Annotated in this window: 14 protein-coding genes and 1 other RNA gene; 4 read left to right on the forward strand and 11 right to left on the reverse strand. The window is 42.3% G+C overall.

The features are described from left to right. Window positions 1-13 precede the first annotated feature (13 nt). Window positions 14-340, forward strand: an RNA gene (gene rnpB / locus AC6JA8_RS17410) — RNase P RNA component class A. Here rnpB and AC6JA8_RS17415 read toward each other — a convergent pair. The 3 genes from AC6JA8_RS17415 to AC6JA8_RS17425 are packed head-to-tail and all read right to left on the reverse strand — an operon-like array spanning window position 340 to window position 2806. Further along, the gene (locus AC6JA8_RS17415) at window positions 340-1398 is read right to left on the reverse strand and encodes an A/G-specific adenine glycosylase (protein ID WP_497974940.1); all 1059 of its coding nucleotides are present in this window, start codon (window positions 1396-1398) and stop codon (window positions 340-342) included. The two genes, rnpB and AC6JA8_RS17415, sit on opposite strands and share 1 nt — an antisense overlap. Continuing rightward, a complete protein-coding gene (locus AC6JA8_RS17420) occupies window positions 1398-2198 on the reverse strand; it encodes a hypothetical protein (RefSeq protein ID WP_497974941.1) in 801 nt (266 codons plus the stop codon). The genes AC6JA8_RS17415 and AC6JA8_RS17420 overlap by 1 nt, the downstream gene beginning before the upstream one ends. Further along, window positions 2195-2806: a helix-turn-helix domain-containing protein gene (locus AC6JA8_RS17425; protein WP_497974942.1), complete on the reverse strand. Its 612-nt coding sequence runs from the start codon at window positions 2804-2806 to the stop codon at window positions 2195-2197. The genes AC6JA8_RS17420 and AC6JA8_RS17425 overlap by 4 nt, the downstream gene beginning before the upstream one ends. A 148-nt stretch (window positions 2807-2954) precedes the next feature. On the opposite strand from AC6JA8_RS17425, the gene AC6JA8_RS17430 reads away from it, so the two are divergent. Further along, complete coding sequence (locus AC6JA8_RS17430; RefSeq protein ID WP_497974943.1) at window positions 2955-3389, forward strand: pentapeptide repeat-containing protein; 435 nt, start codon at window positions 2955-2957, stop codon at window positions 3387-3389. 196 nt (window positions 3390-3585) lie between these two features. Here the strand turns inward: AC6JA8_RS17430 and nadB are convergent, their stop codons facing one another. Continuing rightward, entirely contained in the window at window positions 3586-5145 is a 1560-nt protein-coding gene (gene nadB / locus AC6JA8_RS17435) for an L-aspartate oxidase (RefSeq protein ID WP_497974944.1), read from the reverse strand. Next, window positions 5142-5990: a carboxylating nicotinate-nucleotide diphosphorylase gene (gene nadC, locus AC6JA8_RS17440; protein WP_497974945.1), complete on the reverse strand. Its 849-nt coding sequence runs from the start codon at window positions 5988-5990 to the stop codon at window positions 5142-5144. Before nadC ends, nadB begins: the two co-directional genes overlap by 4 nt. 250 nt (window positions 5991-6240) lie before the next feature. Between nadC and AC6JA8_RS17445 the strand changes: the two genes are divergently transcribed. Continuing rightward, entirely contained in the window at window positions 6241-7089 is an 849-nt protein-coding gene (locus tag AC6JA8_RS17445; RefSeq protein WP_497974946.1) for a ComEC/Rec2 family competence protein, read from the forward strand. 73 nt (window positions 7090-7162) lie between these two features. Continuing rightward, a complete protein-coding gene (locus AC6JA8_RS17450; RefSeq protein WP_497974947.1) occupies window positions 7163-7468 on the forward strand; it encodes a hypothetical protein in 306 nt (101 codons plus the stop codon). Here the strand turns inward: AC6JA8_RS17450 and AC6JA8_RS17455 are convergent. From AC6JA8_RS17455 to AC6JA8_RS17480, 6 genes are all read right to left on the reverse strand, one after another. After that, window positions 7465-8520: an ATP-binding protein gene (locus AC6JA8_RS17455; protein ID WP_497974948.1), complete on the reverse strand. Its 1056-nt coding sequence runs from the start codon at window positions 8518-8520 to the stop codon at window positions 7465-7467. The genes AC6JA8_RS17450 and AC6JA8_RS17455 overlap by 4 nt on opposite strands. After that, window positions 8520-9167 carry a response regulator transcription factor gene (locus AC6JA8_RS17460; protein WP_497974949.1) on the reverse strand — a complete coding sequence of 216 codons (648 nt, stop codon included), beginning with the start codon at window positions 9165-9167 and terminating at the stop codon, window positions 8520-8522. The genes AC6JA8_RS17455 and AC6JA8_RS17460 overlap by 1 nt, the downstream gene beginning before the upstream one ends. Window positions 9168-9329: 162 nt before the next feature. Further along, entirely contained in the window at window positions 9330-9896 is a 567-nt protein-coding gene (locus AC6JA8_RS17465; protein ID WP_497974950.1) for a peroxiredoxin, read from the reverse strand. Between the two features lie 43 nt (window positions 9897-9939). Next, window positions 9940-12189: an alpha-ketoacid dehydrogenase subunit alpha/beta gene (locus AC6JA8_RS17470; protein WP_497974951.1), complete on the reverse strand. Its 2250-nt coding sequence runs from the start codon at window positions 12187-12189 to the stop codon at window positions 9940-9942. Between the two features lie 127 nt (window positions 12190-12316). Beyond that, entirely contained in the window at window positions 12317-13414 is a 1098-nt protein-coding gene (locus AC6JA8_RS17475; protein WP_497974952.1) for a hypothetical protein, read from the reverse strand. Window positions 13415-13493: 79 nt separating this feature from the next. Beyond that, window positions 13494-17309, reverse strand: a complete 3816-nt coding sequence (locus AC6JA8_RS17480; protein WP_497974953.1) for a beta strand repeat-containing protein — start codon at window positions 17307-17309, stop codon at window positions 13494-13496. Window positions 17310-17389 lie beyond the last annotated feature (80 nt).

A 17389-nucleotide genomic window follows, 5' to 3' on the forward strand; every position in this document is an offset into this window, starting at 1 on the left:
ATAACCCCTCTACCGAGAAGGGGGAATCATCGCTGGCCTTTGTAGCAATACAAAGACGGGAGGAAAGTCCGGACACCACATGGCAACGTAGCGGCTAACGGCCGTCCATCGCGAGGTGAGGACAAGTGCAACAGAAAGTATGTACAGGTAATGCTGTAGTGAAACCAGGTAAACTCTACGTGGTGCAAGCTCAAATAGGTATAGGCGTCTTTTAGCAATAGAGGACTAGGGGGTGCCACCTCCGATGCTATACGGGTAGAGTGCTCGAGGCCTGTGGTAACGCAGGCCCTAGATGAATGATGGTTGAAAACAGGATCCGGCTTACACCTTTTCTCGGTTTTATTTCCTAGTGATCGCTTTGATCACTTTCAACGTCGCCGTCGACACATTCAATTTTGCATCATTCGTTTTAAACTCGTACTCGACATCAATTTTCTTGGTCATCTTTTCGAATTCTTCCAATGAAGTTTCCAGAATGTAGTTTTGAATATTGTATTTGGTGATTCCCGTTTTTATCATCGGGAATTTTTCAAAATCTTTTTTGATTTTTAAATGTGGGTACTGCTTAAGTGTCTCATCATTAGTTTCAAGAATAAACGTTGGCACTTCCCATTGACCAGAAAGCCACTCGCGCGCACCTTTTTGATAAACCAGAATTTTCTTTTTATCTGTCACCACAACTCTTAAGAGCTTAATGAATAAATCTTCACTCTCTTTTTTCTCTCCTTCTCGCGGAAAAGAAAGAGGATCACCACTTTGTTTTGCTTTACAAGCACTATTAAGCGGACAAATCATACAAGTCGCTTTTCTCGCCTGACAAACAATTCTCCCCAGGTCCATGAATGCTTCATTAAGTGCGCGAGCACTCAGTCCATCCATCTCAGCAAGAATTTTTTTGTGTTCAAAATCATTCCAAAGTTTTTTCTGAAGCTTTGGCCCTTTCTCAATATCTACTCCGTAAAAGCGCGCCAGCACTCTTTCCAGGTTAGCATCAACCGCCAAGGCCTTTTTATCTGCACCGATAGCAACTATAGCATTGGCCGTATAAGGTCCAATCCCTTTGAGGGCCATTAAGTCATCAAGCTTAGTTGGAATTTTTCCGTCGTATTTATCGACGATCTGAATAGCAAGATTGCGAAGGTTTCTGGCACGGCGATAATAACCTAATCCCTTCCACGAAATGCACACTTGCTCTTCAGTTGTATCAGCAAGCGCTTCAATCGTCGGGTACTCTCCCAAAAATCTTTCGAAGTGATTGAGAACTGTCCCTACTGTTGTTTGCTGAAGCATGATTTCAGACACCAACGTCTTATAGAGTGTTCTCTTCTCTCTCCACGGTAAGTGAGAGTATTGGTGCTTAGACCAGTCAATGAGGTTAGAAAAAAGTGTATGTGCCATTATTTGCACATTTTAGTAAAATCTTTTGCATAGTCAACGAGATCATCACTAGTAAAAGCTTTTACACCGTCACCAGTCATTTTCGCCCCGTTACTTTCCAGGAATTCGCGCATCTCCACTGACATTTCATCGATATCAGTGACAATGAGTAAATGTTTGGCCTTGGAGTCTTTCATCCAGCTAAGAAGTCTTTTTTGATCGTTAGTTCCATACGACATACAAACGCTGGAGAAATCCCCCACCTCTTTGATAGACGTATTGTAGACAGAAGCGCGCACTTTGCTCTTACAGCCTTTTATCACAGCTTCCATAAATGATCTTCGTCCACATCTATCCGGTTCGCGGTTGTAGTCCACCGACTTTAGAGAAGAAGAAATATCAAACCAGATTTCAATCTCTGCCGGAGGCGCATCACCTTTTTCTTTCCCGCAGAAGATATCAAAGTAATTATTTTTATCACAGTTTACTAAACTCGTTTCAAGTGCGTTGAAAGTTTTAAGCTCTGCTTTTTTATCTTCTGCCGCTTCTTTTGCGGCTTCAGCTGAAGGAGGAGTTTCCACTTTCTTTTCAATATAGCCGAGTTGAGGGTGAAAACATCCATCACCCATTGGCACACAATGAGGGTCATCGTTTTGGGCCAGGTGAGAAGACATTGAAATAGATTGTTTTTTATCTAAAAGCTCCAGGATCATGGACACTTTTTTAGGTGAAAGAAAAATCATTTCGATCTTTTTAGGCGTGGCCATAGAAATGGCCGGCACCAGACACAGAAGACAGATGATTTTTCTTAAAGAGATCATATATCCATACCTTTCATCTTGAAGTACTGGAACATGTTATTGCCGACATCTACAATCAAGTCGCGCTCTTCCAGTTTCAGGTTTAAGAACTCCGTCATAAAAGCTCTCTGACGGGGTGTTAAGCTCTCCAATTTTTCTCTGATACTTTTATCCGATCGATCTTTAGGAGAGGTTTTCTCCTCCTTTAAGATCTCCCTGGTCGTCTCTCTTCTATCCTCATCGGCCACTCTTCTTTCTGACGTAGTCGTATGATTGATATTTTTCTGCGTTCCAGGGTCCGGGGCCGAATCGGTGAGTTCTGCCACGTCGATATTTTCTTCAGAGAGTTCGTCTTTATAAAACTTCACCAGTCTTATAAATCGGTCTGCAAAGTCCTCTTCGACAAAATCAATCATCTCATGGAGGGGAATATTGAGTTTAGCGGTGATTTTAGCAATTAGCTGAGGGTTTAGTTCCGTTGTCTTCTGAGAGAGAAAACGGCTCATGGTAGAGATCCCTACGTCAGTCTGCTCAGCGAGCTCTTTTTGCGACATAGGCCCACGCATTTGCATGTATTTCCTGACCACACCCAGGAACATCTCGATTTTATTGCGTCTAAATTCTGCCATGCAATTTTCCCCTTTTCTAACTGCCCAAAAGCATTATCGGATTGCAAAATAATTTCTTGATGCAATTTTATTACTTGACGCAATTGGTCTATTTTGGTATTCTGGCGTCAGGAAAAGGACGAGAAATCGTCCCAAACAAGAGGTCGATATGGAAACTCTTACTTATTTTATCAATGACTTATATGCTGAGCTTGAAGAAAAATTAGGTGAGACGTCATATCAGACACTTGAAAACAAGACTGTAAAATCAGTGACTTATCAAGATGCAATTATCTCTGGAAGCTTACTGAAAGACATGGTTTACGAGGACGTTATCTTCGAAAACTGTACCTTTTTTGGGACCCAGATTGAGAACTCGCTCTTCATTAATTGCATGTTCATTAATTGCAAGTTCAAATTCTCACGATTTACAGATTGCAATTTCGAACAGACGGCATGGGAAAATTGCATCTGGGGAATGAGCAGTATGAAAGACTCGGACATCGCTGGAAACGATATTAAAGACAACGTGGCCTTCGAGTCTCAAGGAACTGGATCGCACACGATCACATGCCTGGCAGAGTTCTTAACTCTATCAGCATAAGACTAAAAAACATTCTAAGGATTTTTAGAGAGAGCATCACGAACCTCCCTCATGGATCTCTCACTCACTTCAATAAATTGCGACGAGGGAATTATCTCCTACATACTTATAATTTTGTCATGGATGACGAAGTTACAAGGGTCACTGCCCTACCACTGAGCCTGGTTTCCCTAAACCGGGCTCTTTCTTTTTTTACCTAAGATTTGCGGTAGAAACATCCCACTGATTGAGTGTTACGTCTTGAGGCCAGAAGAACCTGGTGACCAACTTCAACGGCATTTCTTAAACCGATTAAGCTATCGACAAGTTTGGCATCTTTATAGAAGCGGTTAATTTCATCTGAGAGTTCATTGAACATGGCCTCTGCGCGCGAAAGACGATCCTTTGATCTCGTCAGTCCCACATAGTTCCACATTGTCTGCTTTAATGTCTGCCAGTCCTGGTGAATAAGAGCAGTGTCGACTTCTTCAGTTCCATCAACCCAATTTTTGATAAGGTCACCAGAGTAGATTTTTTCATTATCCACTTTTTTGATGATATCAAGAGCAGCGAAATGACCGAACGTCATTCCTTCTAGAAGTGATGTTGAAGCTAAACGGTTTGCCCCATGAAGACCAGTGCACGCGACTTCACCCACAGCATATAAATTCTTTAGTGTTGTTTGCCCTTTTAAATCTGTCTTCACTCCACCACACGTATAGTGAGCGGCCGGAACTACAGGAATGCGGTCTTTGCACATATCCACACCATGCTCAAGGCAGTGCTTATAAATCGTCGGGAAGCGGTTTTTAATCCACTCTGGGTCTTTATGAGTGATATCCAGGTAAACGCAGTCACTTTGAGTTTCAATCATTTCATCAGCAATCGCACGGGCCACCACATCGCGTGGAGCAAGCTCCATATCAGGATGGTATTTCCCCATAAAACGAACGCCGTTCGAATTAATTAATAGTCCACCTTCTCCACGAACCGCTTCACTTACCAAGAAGCGTCTATGTGTCGCTCCAGCGTAGAAACTTGTCGGGTGAAACTGGATGAACTCCATGTCTGTTAAAACAGCACCAGCTCTCTTGGCCATGGCATGACCATCTCCGCGAGCGCCTTCAGAGTTTGTATGGTGAAGATAGATCGCACCAATCCCACCAGTCGCTAAGATGGTAAACTTCGCCAGGATTTTCTGAACTTCTTTTGTTTCCTGGTTAAAAACATAAGCTCCAAGAACTTTGTTTTCTTCGTATCTTTGCTGGATCTTCACACCGTGGTGAAGAGCTGTCAGGAGATCAATCGCCGTATGAGACGTAAAAAACGTCACGTTTTTAAAACTATTCTTCAGGTAATTTAAAAGAGTGATCTGAATGTCTTTTCCCGTGTAGTCTCCACGGTAAAGGATTCTTGGAGTCGAGTGGGCCGCCTCTTTAGTAAAAAGAAGCTCACCGCTTTCATCGCGCTCAAAGTTTGAGTGCGCCTTATGAATTAACAGGTCTTCTAAAATGGTACTTGATTCGTACGCCACCAGTCGGGCCGCATCTACTGACGATGTTCCAGCACTTGCTTTTAAAATATCTTCCACTAAAGATTCTTCCGATCCCTTAGCGTAAATAATTCCACCTTGAGCCCAAACCGTGTTAGTTTGTGATGGGTCTTTTTCGCGAGTGACGATGGCCACTCTCAGACCTCTTTCTGCAAGGCCTGCGGCCGCAGAAAGGCCAGCGATCCCTGTGCCGATAATTAAGACATCAAATTCAAAATCGCTCATTTTGAACCTACGGGTTTTAGCTTCATTGAAAGATCAATGTGAGGAGCGCTATGAGTAAGGGCGCCGATACTAATCGCATCGATTCCTTCCAGTAGAGCATCTTTAAGAGTTTCTAATTTCACTCCTCCAGACACTTCATAAGTGACTCCTGCTTTTTTCATAGCAACGGCCTTCGCCAGGTCTTCCTTAGAAAAGTTATCCAGCATCACGTGCTCAACACCTAAGTCGAACGCTAGAGCTAGTTCATCCAGAGAGTGAATCTCTACGATGATGTTTTGATAGTACGTTTGCATCGACTTAAAGTAGGCCCATGCTTTTTCCAAACCACCAAAAAATGTTTTGTGGTTATCTTTAATCATCCACGCGTCTGATTGAGAGAAACGGTGATTATGAGCGCCGCCTACTCTGACAGCGTATTTCTCCAGTTGGCGAAGCCCAGGAGTTGTTTTTCTAGTATCAAGAATGGTTGTTTTTGATCCGGCCGCGATTTCCACAAATTTCTGAGTGAATGTTGAAATGCGTGTTGCTTGTTGAAGTAAGTTAAGCGCCACTCTTTCACCTGAAAGCGCGATAGCAAAAGGAAGTTTGAAAGTAATCACTTCACCTTTTTTAAAATTCTTCCCTTCGTATTTTTTGAAATCGTTGTAGTCGAGCTCGGCGCCTAAGAAATTAAAAGCACCAACAAAATACGGAAGACCTGAGAGCATGACATCACTTTTAATTTTAAGCGAGCACTCTACAATGTCTGTTGGAAGTTGATTTAAGTAAAAAGCATTTCCTTGCAGATCATCTTCTGCAAAAAAACGAGCGTAGTCGGCTTCAAACCCTAATGTCATAAGACTCATAAAAACCTATTCAAAATCTGATGCCCGAGACCTCAAAAAGCCCGGATTGCCTACTATTTAACCCTTTACTCTCAAAGAGTTAAGTCTTTTATGCGCCCCCTTCTTTTTCAAGGAGTTAGGTATGAAATTCTTCGTCTTATTTAGCCTTATTCTCGCCCTTTCACTAGGAGTAACCATGGAGAGGGGTCTTGCTCAAAACCCCTCTCCCTCAAAGACAACCCCGCCTTTTTTGCAAAAGTACCAAAGGTCAATGAAAGCGGATTTCAAAAAACCAGAGAACGCAAACCTTCTTTTTAGTTTTATTACTGGTAATAAAAATGGAATTTCACCCTATACCAGAAAAGCTTTTAAGAAGACCAACCTCTCTCACTTGCTTGCTCCCTCAGGGATTCACTATGCAAGTGTCCTCTTTCTTCTTTTTTTCTTAGTGAAAAAAATGAAAGCTAAGCGCTGGCAAAGAATCATTAAAATCATGACCTATTTATCTGCTTTTTTTCTTCCTGGTTTTTCTTCCATCCATCGTTTGTCTATTTTGAGATTGCTTTTACAATTTAAGTTTTTGGCCAAAAGAAAATGGTCAATTGAAGTCATTTTCTTTCTGACTTTTGTCGTTTCTTTTTTATGCGGCCATTACTCTGATTCTCCTCTGGGATTTTTGATGAGCTTTGCTTTCCTCGGGACGTTTTTTGCTTTCCAAAATCACTCCAAGATCATGTTAATTCTTGGACTCTTTTCCACTCAGCTTATTCTGGGACTTTTTATGGGAGAAAAAGTTTCATTGCTTTCTATTCCTGTAGGGCTAATGGGAAGTGCCCTCTTCGCGCTCTTATTTCCGACACTGCTTTTGTTTCTGGCGAGCTATTGGTTGATCCCATTAAATTGGGGAGAGCCTCTGATCAGAAGCTATGTCGTAGGTGTGCAATTTATGGCAAAAATGCTTCAGGGGAGTTTCACCAGCTCTTCCGTTTTTCTTATTCTCGCGGTCTGGGCGCTGCTTATTCTCAAGGCTTCTAAAAGAAAATACGCAATTGTTTTTTTATTGATCTTTCTGCATACAAATACGGCCATGACTCCTGTCATTTTCAGCCACTTAAGTTAAAAAATGAAAGTCTAACTTGACCAACAACCTGGCCTTCAGTACAAATGCTGAAACGTTTCTTAAAGGACTTCCTATGAAATTTCTTTCAGCACTTTGCCTTTCACTTCTTCTTGCCTCAGCACCACTTCATGCTGGTGGCATTAAAGAATTTTATACAAGTGCTCAGGAAGCAATTGAATTTTACTACCAGGCCTCTGGTGAGTGGTCAGTTCTAAAAATTTCAAAAATTAATTTTGTAGATACACAAAGCGCTGAGTATACTCTCATCTCAGCACGCACAACTGTTAAGAATCTAACAACAAGAGAAATCAGCAAAGAAATTTGCCTGGTGACTTACGTGACTGAAAGTCACGAGTTCTACTCGATTAACTGTTTCTAATAAGAAATTTCAAAGCGCGTCCCATTGGATGTTTTTCTCACAAGAAATTTTCCGCCCTGATGCTCGACAAGTTTTTTGATAAGAAAAAGACCGTAACCTTTCTTTTCAGCTCCACGATAAGGTCCAAATTCTTTTTGGTTAAAATGGCTTAACTGATCAAAGCTCATTCCGCCGGCATTATCTTCATACATAAAACCAGAACTGCGATTCTTTAAGATCATTTGCAGCGATATTTTTCTCGCCTTAGCAGCAGACTGCGAATTTTTCATTAAGTTTGTAAGAATAGTCTGTAAATCCATCTGATCAATAAAGAAGTCTTCATCTCCAGTGACCAGGCACTCTCCCTCAATCTGATGTTTACTCTTTAAGTCCATCACGACAGATTTAAAACTCAATTGCTCGACTTCGCTGAATGAATTAAACGAACGAACGGCCTCCACAACCTCCTGCAGTTCTTTGATTCCAGAGAACGGCTGAAGTTTGTTTTTTAAGTCGTGGAGAAAGAGATCTGTCTTGATCCCTTTGTATCTTAATTTGCGATCGAGAAAACTTTGCTTTGTCCTTACTCGACTGACATATCTCTCAAGAAGAACGCTCACAATCCACGAAGAGATCAGAGCATTAAAAACATCACCATGGTAAAATGGGTAATCGGCATAAACAGTCTTGGCGAAAGGATGGAGCGCGTACTCCAATAGAAAAATGGGAAGAAAAGCTGCAATGACAAAAGAGAATCCTTCAAACACAATGGCCGAGACAAACATGTATTGAATGGCCGCAAAGTGATATCCCGGATTGAAAAACTGACCGACAAGCACATAAGTAAAGCAGAAGACATGGAACATAATGACCCAATACTTTACCAACTTATTGAAGTGCACACTTAAAATAAAAAAGAGCAATGCGAGGACTGTCATTGTTTTGGCCACGAGATAGGCCTTGACCATTTCCCCTTTGAGCATAGGGTATTCAAGAAAGGGCAAAATAAAGAACTGCACCAACACCCCATAGGCGATGATGAGAAAAGACTTCTTGTATTTAATATTGTCCATTACTTAAGTTTAAAGCCTACGCGTGGAATAGTTTGCAGTGACTCTTTTACGAAAGGAACTTTATTTTTTAAATTGGTCAAATGAGTGTCCAATTTATTTCTTGAAGATTTTGAATTTCCCCAGAGATAATGGATCAATTCGTGACGGTCAATCACCTGGTTTTCTCTCTCCAGAAAATAGCGGAAAATTTTAAACTCAGTTTCCGTCAATTCGAAAAGCTGATCGTTGATCTTGATACTCCAGTCATCCTGAAAAAGGATAATCTTATGCCCTCTAATGTCGAAGTCAGGATTGAAAGTATAAAACGTTTCGATTTTATTTTTTAGTTTTTGAATATCGATGGGTTTTTGAATAAAAGCATAAACCTTTTCTTCTAAGGCCTGTGAAAGCATCTCTACAGAAGGTCTTCCCGAAACCAGAATAAGAGGAACTGGCCCTAAGTGATAGCGAAACTCAGACAGAACCTGAAAACAGTTTTTATCTTTTAAATAGTAGTCAGCAATAATTAAGTCATACTTATGTTTCAGGATTTGAGAATCCATCTCTTCCTGAGTTCCTGCGACTGAAATGTTTCCATAACATGAAATATTTTCGCGAAGATAATTGCGTGCGCTCTCTTCATCTTCAAGCACTAATATATGGCCCAAACTAACCTCGAATCACTCTGATTTAATTAAGTAAACCCTACCTTAATTATTCAAAAAAGAATATAATTCTAATATTATATCAATCAGAGCTGAATGTGGCCTTAATATTTGCTTAATTCAGCCTTAAAGAGTAGCCTAGGCCATTTTTCTAAACGCTTAGCATTATTTCAATTGAGATTGTATCCAACCTAGGACAACTTCTGCATTTTTATCAGGTGGAAACACCGGATAAAAAACTTTTTCGATCTTCTCATTCTCCAGAATTAAGACCATTCGCTTGATGAGGGTTTCTCCATTAAATTCAAAAGTAGGCAGCTCCAAAGCCTCAGTTAACGCCAGGTCCTCATCACTTAAAATCTCAAATGGAATGTGATTACGCTCCACAAACTCTTGCTGAAACTCAGTTGTCTGCGTACTGGCCCCAAAAACTGCGTAGCCCAGAGTCTTAAATTCCTGATGAAGGTCGCGAAAGCCACAAGATTGAGGCGTACACCCGCGCGCGCCAGGAATCATATCCCATCCCTCAGGGACAGACTCATTCGGTACTCCAGTTCGCGGATAAAAGAAAATGATGGTTGGTTGTTTTGCCAGGTTGCGGATGTTTACTTCCCTATCCTCAGTCGTATGCAGAACAAGAGAAGGCAATGACATTCCTTCTAAGTGATCAGCGGCCCCATCATCATGTGGGGCCGGCAAGTCTTTAGGCAGGTTGAAAAGATCTTTCATCATGGCACCTACAAAAAAGCCCTCTTTCGAGGGCTTCGTTTTTTTATTAGTAGTTCAGAAGTTTTTCCAGCACTTCTTCAACGTGATTTACCTGAGGTAGAATCACATCTTCAAGGGCCGGGTTGTATGCACAGTGAACGTCCATAGCTCCTACACGCAGGATTGGAGCATCCAGAAGGTCGAAACACTCTTCATTCACTCTCGCTGCGATTTCTCCAGCGAATCCTGATGTTTTGTGTTCTTCGTGAGCAATCATTAAACGAGACGTTTTTGTAATCGATTTTTTGATAGCTTCGAAGTCGTATGGAGCAAGAGTTCTTAGGTCGATAACTTCAACTGTCTTACCAGTTGTCGCTTCTAATTTCTTAGCTGCTTCAATTGATTTTTGAACTAAAGCACCCCATGCAACGATCGTAGCATCTGAACCTTCGCGAGCGATACGTGCCTTCCCGAAAGGAATCATGTACTCGTCACCTGGATCAGCAGCACGGTTGTACCCTTGGTAGTATAAGTGTTTGTGCTCTAGGAACATAACCGGGTCATCACCCTTGATTGCTGTTCTTAGAAGTCCAGCAGCATCAGCAGAGTTCGATGGGAACGCTACACGGATACCTGGAACGTGAGTGAAAAGAGATTCACCTGATTGAGAATGGTAAATCGATCCACCTTTTAGGTATCCCCCGATTGGAACACGAACGACCATTGGACACTTGAAGTCTCCACCTGATCTATAACGAAGTGTCGCCATCTCGTTCTTTAATTGCATATAAGCTGTCCAGATGTAATCGAAGAACTGGATTTCAACAACTGGCTTGATTCCACGAATCGCCATACCAATAGCACGGCCAATAACGTTGGCTTCAGCAAGTGGTGAGTTGAAAACCTGACCATCTTTTGATTCACGTTGAACGTTCGCTGTAAGCTTAAAGACTCCACCCTTACCTTTTAGTTCAGGGTTATTCAGTCTTTCTTTTTCGAAGAAGTCCGCAACGTCCTCTCCCCACATTCTTAACATTGGGTTTTTAGCAAACTCAGTGCGAAGAACTTTGTTGATAGAAGCGGCCATTGGCACGTCATCTTTTCCTGAGAAGTTTGGAGCTGTTTCAAATTCAGATCCAGTGATTGGATGCTCATCTGAGTATAGGTGATCAAGAACTGTGTCCAGCTTTGGCCACTCAGTGTTGATCGCTTTATCCATTGCCGCTTTAACGTCAGCAGTTACTTTTTTAAGAACTTCCTCTCTTTCTTTTTCTGTAATCACACCAGCTTCAACTAAGAATTTAGGGAAAGCGTTGAAAACGTCTCTTAGCCCTTCTTCGTGTAGTTCAGCTTTTGTTCTATACATTCCGTGGTCATCAGAAAGTGAGTGAGAGTATGGTCTTGTTACAGTTGCGTGAACAAGAGCAGGCTTTCTTGTTTTTCTGATGTACTTCGCGGCTTCAGTCATTGTCGCAAAAGATTCGATTGGACAACATCCATCAGTGTTGAAGATTTTTAATCCAGGAAAGTTTGCCAGAGTTTTTGAAATTGATCCTTCAGGGTACTGAACAGTTGTGGGAGTTGAAATCGCAAAACCGTTATCTTCTACCATGAAAAGAACTGGAAGATTGTTTACACAAGCAGTTGTTAAACCTTCCCAGAATTCACCTTGAGCAATTGTTCCGTCTCCAGTTGAAACGTAAACGATTTCGTCAGTGTGGTAGTCCATTGATGAAACATCAACTTTGTGTTCTTTTTTTAGTTTCTCAAACCAGATTCCTGCTTCTGCAAGACCACAAGCTTGAAGGAACTGAGTTCCTGTACAAGATGATTTGTTAACGATGTTAAGCGGCTTATTTCCCCAGTGAGCTGGCATCATACGTCCGTATGAAGCTGTATCGCCCATGTTTCCGTTTGCCTGACATAACATTTCGTATGGAGTAACCCCAAGACCTAAACATAGAGCGCGGTCGCGGTAGTATGGAAGAAACCAGTCGTACTTTGGTTTAAGAACCATTGCAGCTGCTGTTAGGATTCCTTCGTGACCAGCACCTGAGATCTGGAAGAAAGCTTTTGATTGTTTCTTCATTGAGATTTCAGCATCGTCTACTTTTCTTGATGTATAAATGTTTGAGAGCATCTCAAGCATTTCTTTTTTGCCTAAGTTATATTTTTTTGCCAGCTCAAGTTTTTTAGCGTGAGCGTTTGATCCGCCTTTGGCTTTAATTGGTGCTGCTGCTTTTGCCTTAACCGGTGCCGTTGCTTTGGCTTTCATCGGTGGTGCTTTTGCTTTAGATTTTGCTGTCTTTCCCAACATAAGTTTCGATCCTTAAAGAGTGATAAAAATAAGTATCAAGACTCTACCTAAAAGTGTCCGTAATGTCTAAATTTGAGGAGTGAGAACGCTCTGCGTCCCCAATGGGTAAGTGCCTAAAATTTTGGAATTAAAATCCGCTAGACAGGGAAAGGGCGAAACGGCGGTCCTCTTGCCCTCTAAACTTGGCCGAAGAGGTGTCTACTGCGTAGGTTGTCAGGTCGAATTCCAGCTTTCTGGACTTCACCCCTAAACCAAAAGATCCGAACCCGTCACCATAACCGGCGCGGATAAAAAAGACGCGAGAAATATCAATTTCCATTCCCAGAAGGAACTTTCTTGAAGCTGATACATTATCAAATTCTTTTGAAAGATCTTTGTAATTCATTTCAAAATGAATGCGGCTATTGTTGCTGATCTGTGGAGTGACCGAAAAACCAACATCGATACTTTGTTTAATTGAATCAGGGGCCCCTGCCCCTCTTCCGTTTTTAAATTCCTGCTTAAAAGCATTGTGAAGAGTTGCTGAAAAAGTTGGAAGGAAAACAACAGGTAAAGTGATCTTCGCTCCCGCTGTTCCAATGAAAGCATTTCCTTTTTTATAAGCATTGTCTGCGACAGTTAAAGTCGCCGCTGGATCAGCTGTCCCAATAATTTCTTTGCGATTTAAAAAGATTGTTGATAACCCGGCCTTAAACACTCCTCCAAAAAGAGAGATGTTAAGAGCGGCGTATGGTCCGTGATCTAATCTGTCAGCAAACTCAAATCCTGCTGTCGAAGAATCAACCACAGTTGCTCTGGTTCTTTTAGCTAACAAATAACCAAAACTAAAATAGCGCGATGTAAAGTTTGGTAGCATGTGAAAACGTGAATGAGAAATCTTCCCTACGTTATCTTTTAAAACTTCACGCGTTCCATCCAGCGAGAACATTTTCGTCGTATTTTTTAAAGCATCAGTTATCGCTCCACCTGTTCCGGTAGAAAGAAGACCTTTGTTTACTTCAAGGTGAAAATTTGAAAGGTGCAGATGCGAGTAACGAACAGTTCCCAATCCTGCAGGATTGTAAAAAGCGGCCGAAGCATCATCAACTTTAGAAATAAAAGCGTTCCCCATGGCGAGTGCGCGACCACTGGTTGCCAGTTCCGGAAACACAGCATCTTCAAAATCAATGGCGAAAACTGATTGAGAGAAAATGAAAAATGTCAGTAAGAGAGCACTCTTTTTCATAGGATAATTTTAACTTATGCGGGAGTTCTTTCCTATGCGGTAAGGATGGCCTCTAAATAAAGGGCCTTTTGATCAGGTACTACGGAGGAGTTGTTTTATAGGGATGTCCTGCCGGTAAGTTAGCACTTACTCCCCATTTGTGGGCAGCATACCCTTCGAGTTTTTGACGGTTAAGTGTACTTAGTACCCCGTTGGTTACAATAAACTCTCCCATCACTCCGGCCATCCATCCAGTCTCGGCATTGTTTCTAAAGCGGGCCCCTATTCGTGAAGTCGTCAGTGTCGAACCTGCTCTCGTGTAGTTCGTTTTCGCTTGGGACTGAGCCGTACCATTGGTGTACGAATAAAAAGTTGTCCCTGAATCTTCCATCATTCCTAGCATGATTGTATTGTTGAAAAATGTCGTACTCGTCGTCGGCAAGTTCACTTCAGTCACGTTGCCACTATTGACCTGAAGACTCGTAATCGTATTAGTCGTTGAAGTGACAAAAGGAGAATACGATACATTAGAGGTTGTTCCAGTGTTACCTTCGCTGTAAATGTATCTGTTGGCATTGATGGCCGCCGCTTTCATAACTGTAAAAATTGATGAGGCACCAAAGTCGTAGACAAAATCTGTTCCAGCAAGGCTTGAACCTGCAGTGGTCGACTGAGTTCCGTTAAAAGTGAAACCTGGCAAGTTCGCTCCCATGCTACTTGCGCTATACGCTGGTCGTTTCGCTGCAGTTGCTTGAGTCATCGTTCGGCCATTACCCGACTTATCAGTAATCTGGCTGATAGCTGAACTCACTAACGTCATTGTTGAGGATTCGGTTGCATCTAACCACTGAGCAAGAACCGTTGAACCAAGACAACTTGGTTCCCAGAATGTCCAGGCAGGAGTGCTCAGGACGTTGGTTAATTTTGATGAAGCGCTTGTTCCTCTTACCGAATAGTAATAATTATTGGTTGAGCTACATGACGGATAAATCGTAAATACCTGAGCACCACCAACACCACTTCTAAGTTTATAGCTTCCTCCCAATGAAACAGTCGGAGCTGAACCTGAAGTAGTATAACCAGTCGCCTCTACCCATGAAGAGACATCGCACGATCCGGCCACGGTCCCTAAACAAACTTCAACAGAACCTAAAGCTTCATCTGCAGTCAAACCAGTAAAACCAATCGTGCGGGCATATGAATTTCCAGAATAAGAAGAAGCAACTCCAGAGAGGTTACCAGCAACTGTTAAAGAGCCTGTAAGATCCGGGACTGAATTAACAGTTAAACCAAAAACACTGGTCGCAGTCGCTGCTGGCATTGGTGTGCCATTATCTGAAAGAGTCAGTGTGATTGTCGCTGAACCACTAGCGTCGGCGGCAGGCGTGATCACCGCCTGGCAATTCGGAGCTGTTCCTGAAATAACAATATTTGCATTTGGAACAAGAGCTGTATTGGAAGAAGTTCCGGCAACATTTCCACTGCAAGTCAGAGTAGAGTCAATGTCGGCAATCGTAAAAGCAATCGCACTCGTTGGCGTATCTTCATCAGTTGATTTATTCGTGATGGCCGAAATGGTTGGGGCATCATTGACTGCATTCACTGTTAATGTAAAAGCAGACGTCGCCGTTTTGGCCGGCAATGGAACTCCATTGTCAGTTAACGTTAACGTGATCATAGCTGAACCTGAGCTGTTAGCTGTCGGTGTAATCGCGGCCACACAATTTGGCGCTGTTCCTGTAATTACAATATTTGCATTTGGAACAAGGGCCGTATTGCTTGAAGTCCCAGTCACATTGTTGCAATAAACAGTCGAATCAGCATCTGTGATCGTAAATGCAATTCCACTAATAGTTGTATCTTCATTGGTACTTTGAGCTGTAATAGATGAAATGACCGGCGTCTGGTTAACTTGAGTCACGTTCATGGTAAATGTTTGTGTCGCGCTCAGCGCTGGCATCGGAGTTCCATTATCCGTTAGAGTCAGCGTAATGGTCGCCGAACCATAACCAGTAGCAGGAGTAATCATCGCCTGGCAATTTGGAGCTGTTCCAGAAATAACAATATTGGCATTCGGAATAAGAGTTGTGTTAGATGACGTCGCGACCACACTCGCTGTACAAGAAAGTGATGAGTCTACGTCGTTAATTGTAAATGCGATTGGAGAACTTGCGGTTGCCTGCCCTGTTGTTTGCGTAGCAATCGCCGAAAGTGTTGGAGCATCGTTAACTGCATTTACTGTAAGAGTGAAAATAGAAGTCGCCGTCAATGCCGGCATAGGTGTTCCATTATCAGTTAATGTCAGAGTGATGGTAGCTGAACCATAACCATTGGCCGTCGGAGTAATGATGGCCTGACAATTAGGTGCCGTCCCTGAAATAACAATATTAGCGTTGCCCACTAGAGCTGTATTGCTCGAAGTCCCTACTACATTACTACAATAAACTGTGGAGTCTGAATCAGCGATAGTAAAAGTGATCGCACTCGTTGCCGTATCTTCATTTGTTGTCTTATTAGTGATGGCAGAAATGGTCGGCGCTTGATTCACCTTTGTCACTTGTAGATTAAAAGTTGTCGTTGTCGTTTGAATCGGCATTGGAAAACCATTATCAGAGACTGCCACAGTCAAAGTCGTCGTCCCCGACTGGCCGTTAACTGGTGTAATTGTCGCCGTACAATTCGGTGCAATTCCCGTAATTGAGATATTGGTGTTTGGAACTAATGCCGTATTTGAAGATGTGATAACGGTACTGCCATTACAAGTTAGGTTAGAATCCACATCTGTAATCGTAAAGTTTACCATCTTCGCTGTACTTTCATTTGTCACTTGAGTTGCAATCGCTCCAATCACCGGAGCATCATTGACGGAAACAACAGTTAACCCAAACGATGTCGAAGCTGTTTTTGCCGGAAGAGGCATCCCGTTATCGCGCACAGTAAGTGTGATCGTCACAGCTCCTGACTGATTTAAACTTGGCGAAAGTGTTACTGTACAATTTGGTGCCGTTCCTCCGATGACAATATTAGATACGGCCACTAGTGAAGTATTAGAAGAAGCCGCCGTCACGTTTGAACACGCAAGAGTTGAATCTACATCAGCAATCGTAAAAGCAATCGCTGATGTTGGAGTGTCTTCGTTAGTTATTTGTGCTGAAATTGTCGAAATTGTCGGAGGATCGTTAAAGGCATTAACCGTCACAGTAAAAGTCGACACTGCCGTTTGAGCTGGAAGAGGAGACCCCGTATCAGTTAATGTCAGGGTGATATTGCTTGAACCAATCTGATTAGCTGCTGGAGTCACTGTGACATAACAGCTCGTCCCCGATCCACTCACCACCACATTCGCGGTCGGAATCAATGTTGTATTTGAAGAAGCCGCTGTCACATTTGCACATGAAACAGTTGAGTCTGTATCAGCGACAGTAAAAGAAATATTAGAGATAGCAATTCCCTCTGTCGTTGTTTTAGCGCTGATTGGAGAAATCGTCGGGGCTTCATTACTTCCAGCAGGAGGAGCAGAGATAGAAAAACTCGCCTTCCCTGTCGTCGACGTTTTTCCTCCGGCCACAACATTGTAATTAAAACTTGCGGCACCAGTGTAAGCTGCTGCTCCTGTTACACCAACAGTACACACACCCAATTGATCGCAACTGCAAGCTTGAGTCACACTCACATGCGAGAGTTGAGAAAGTGAACAGCTTGAAGCTAAATCGCTATCAATGCTTTCATAGGATAAAGTAATGATTGATTGAGTTTTTGATGGAACATCTGCCGGCGTGATATTTTTAGCAATTAGACGATTAACCACTTCAGGTGAACCTTTTACTTCTTCTTTTTTAGTCGAGTTTAAACAACCAACAAAAAGCAGTATTGATGAGAAGAGAATGGCATTAATAAGCGTCTTAATCGGGATCATATATCCTCAATTAAGATTATAGGTTAAATAGTGGACTTAGCTAAAGGGGGAAGCAGAAGAGGAAAAAAAGGTCACCAAAC

It is taken from the genome of Bacteriovorax sp. HI3 (assembly GCF_059738875.1).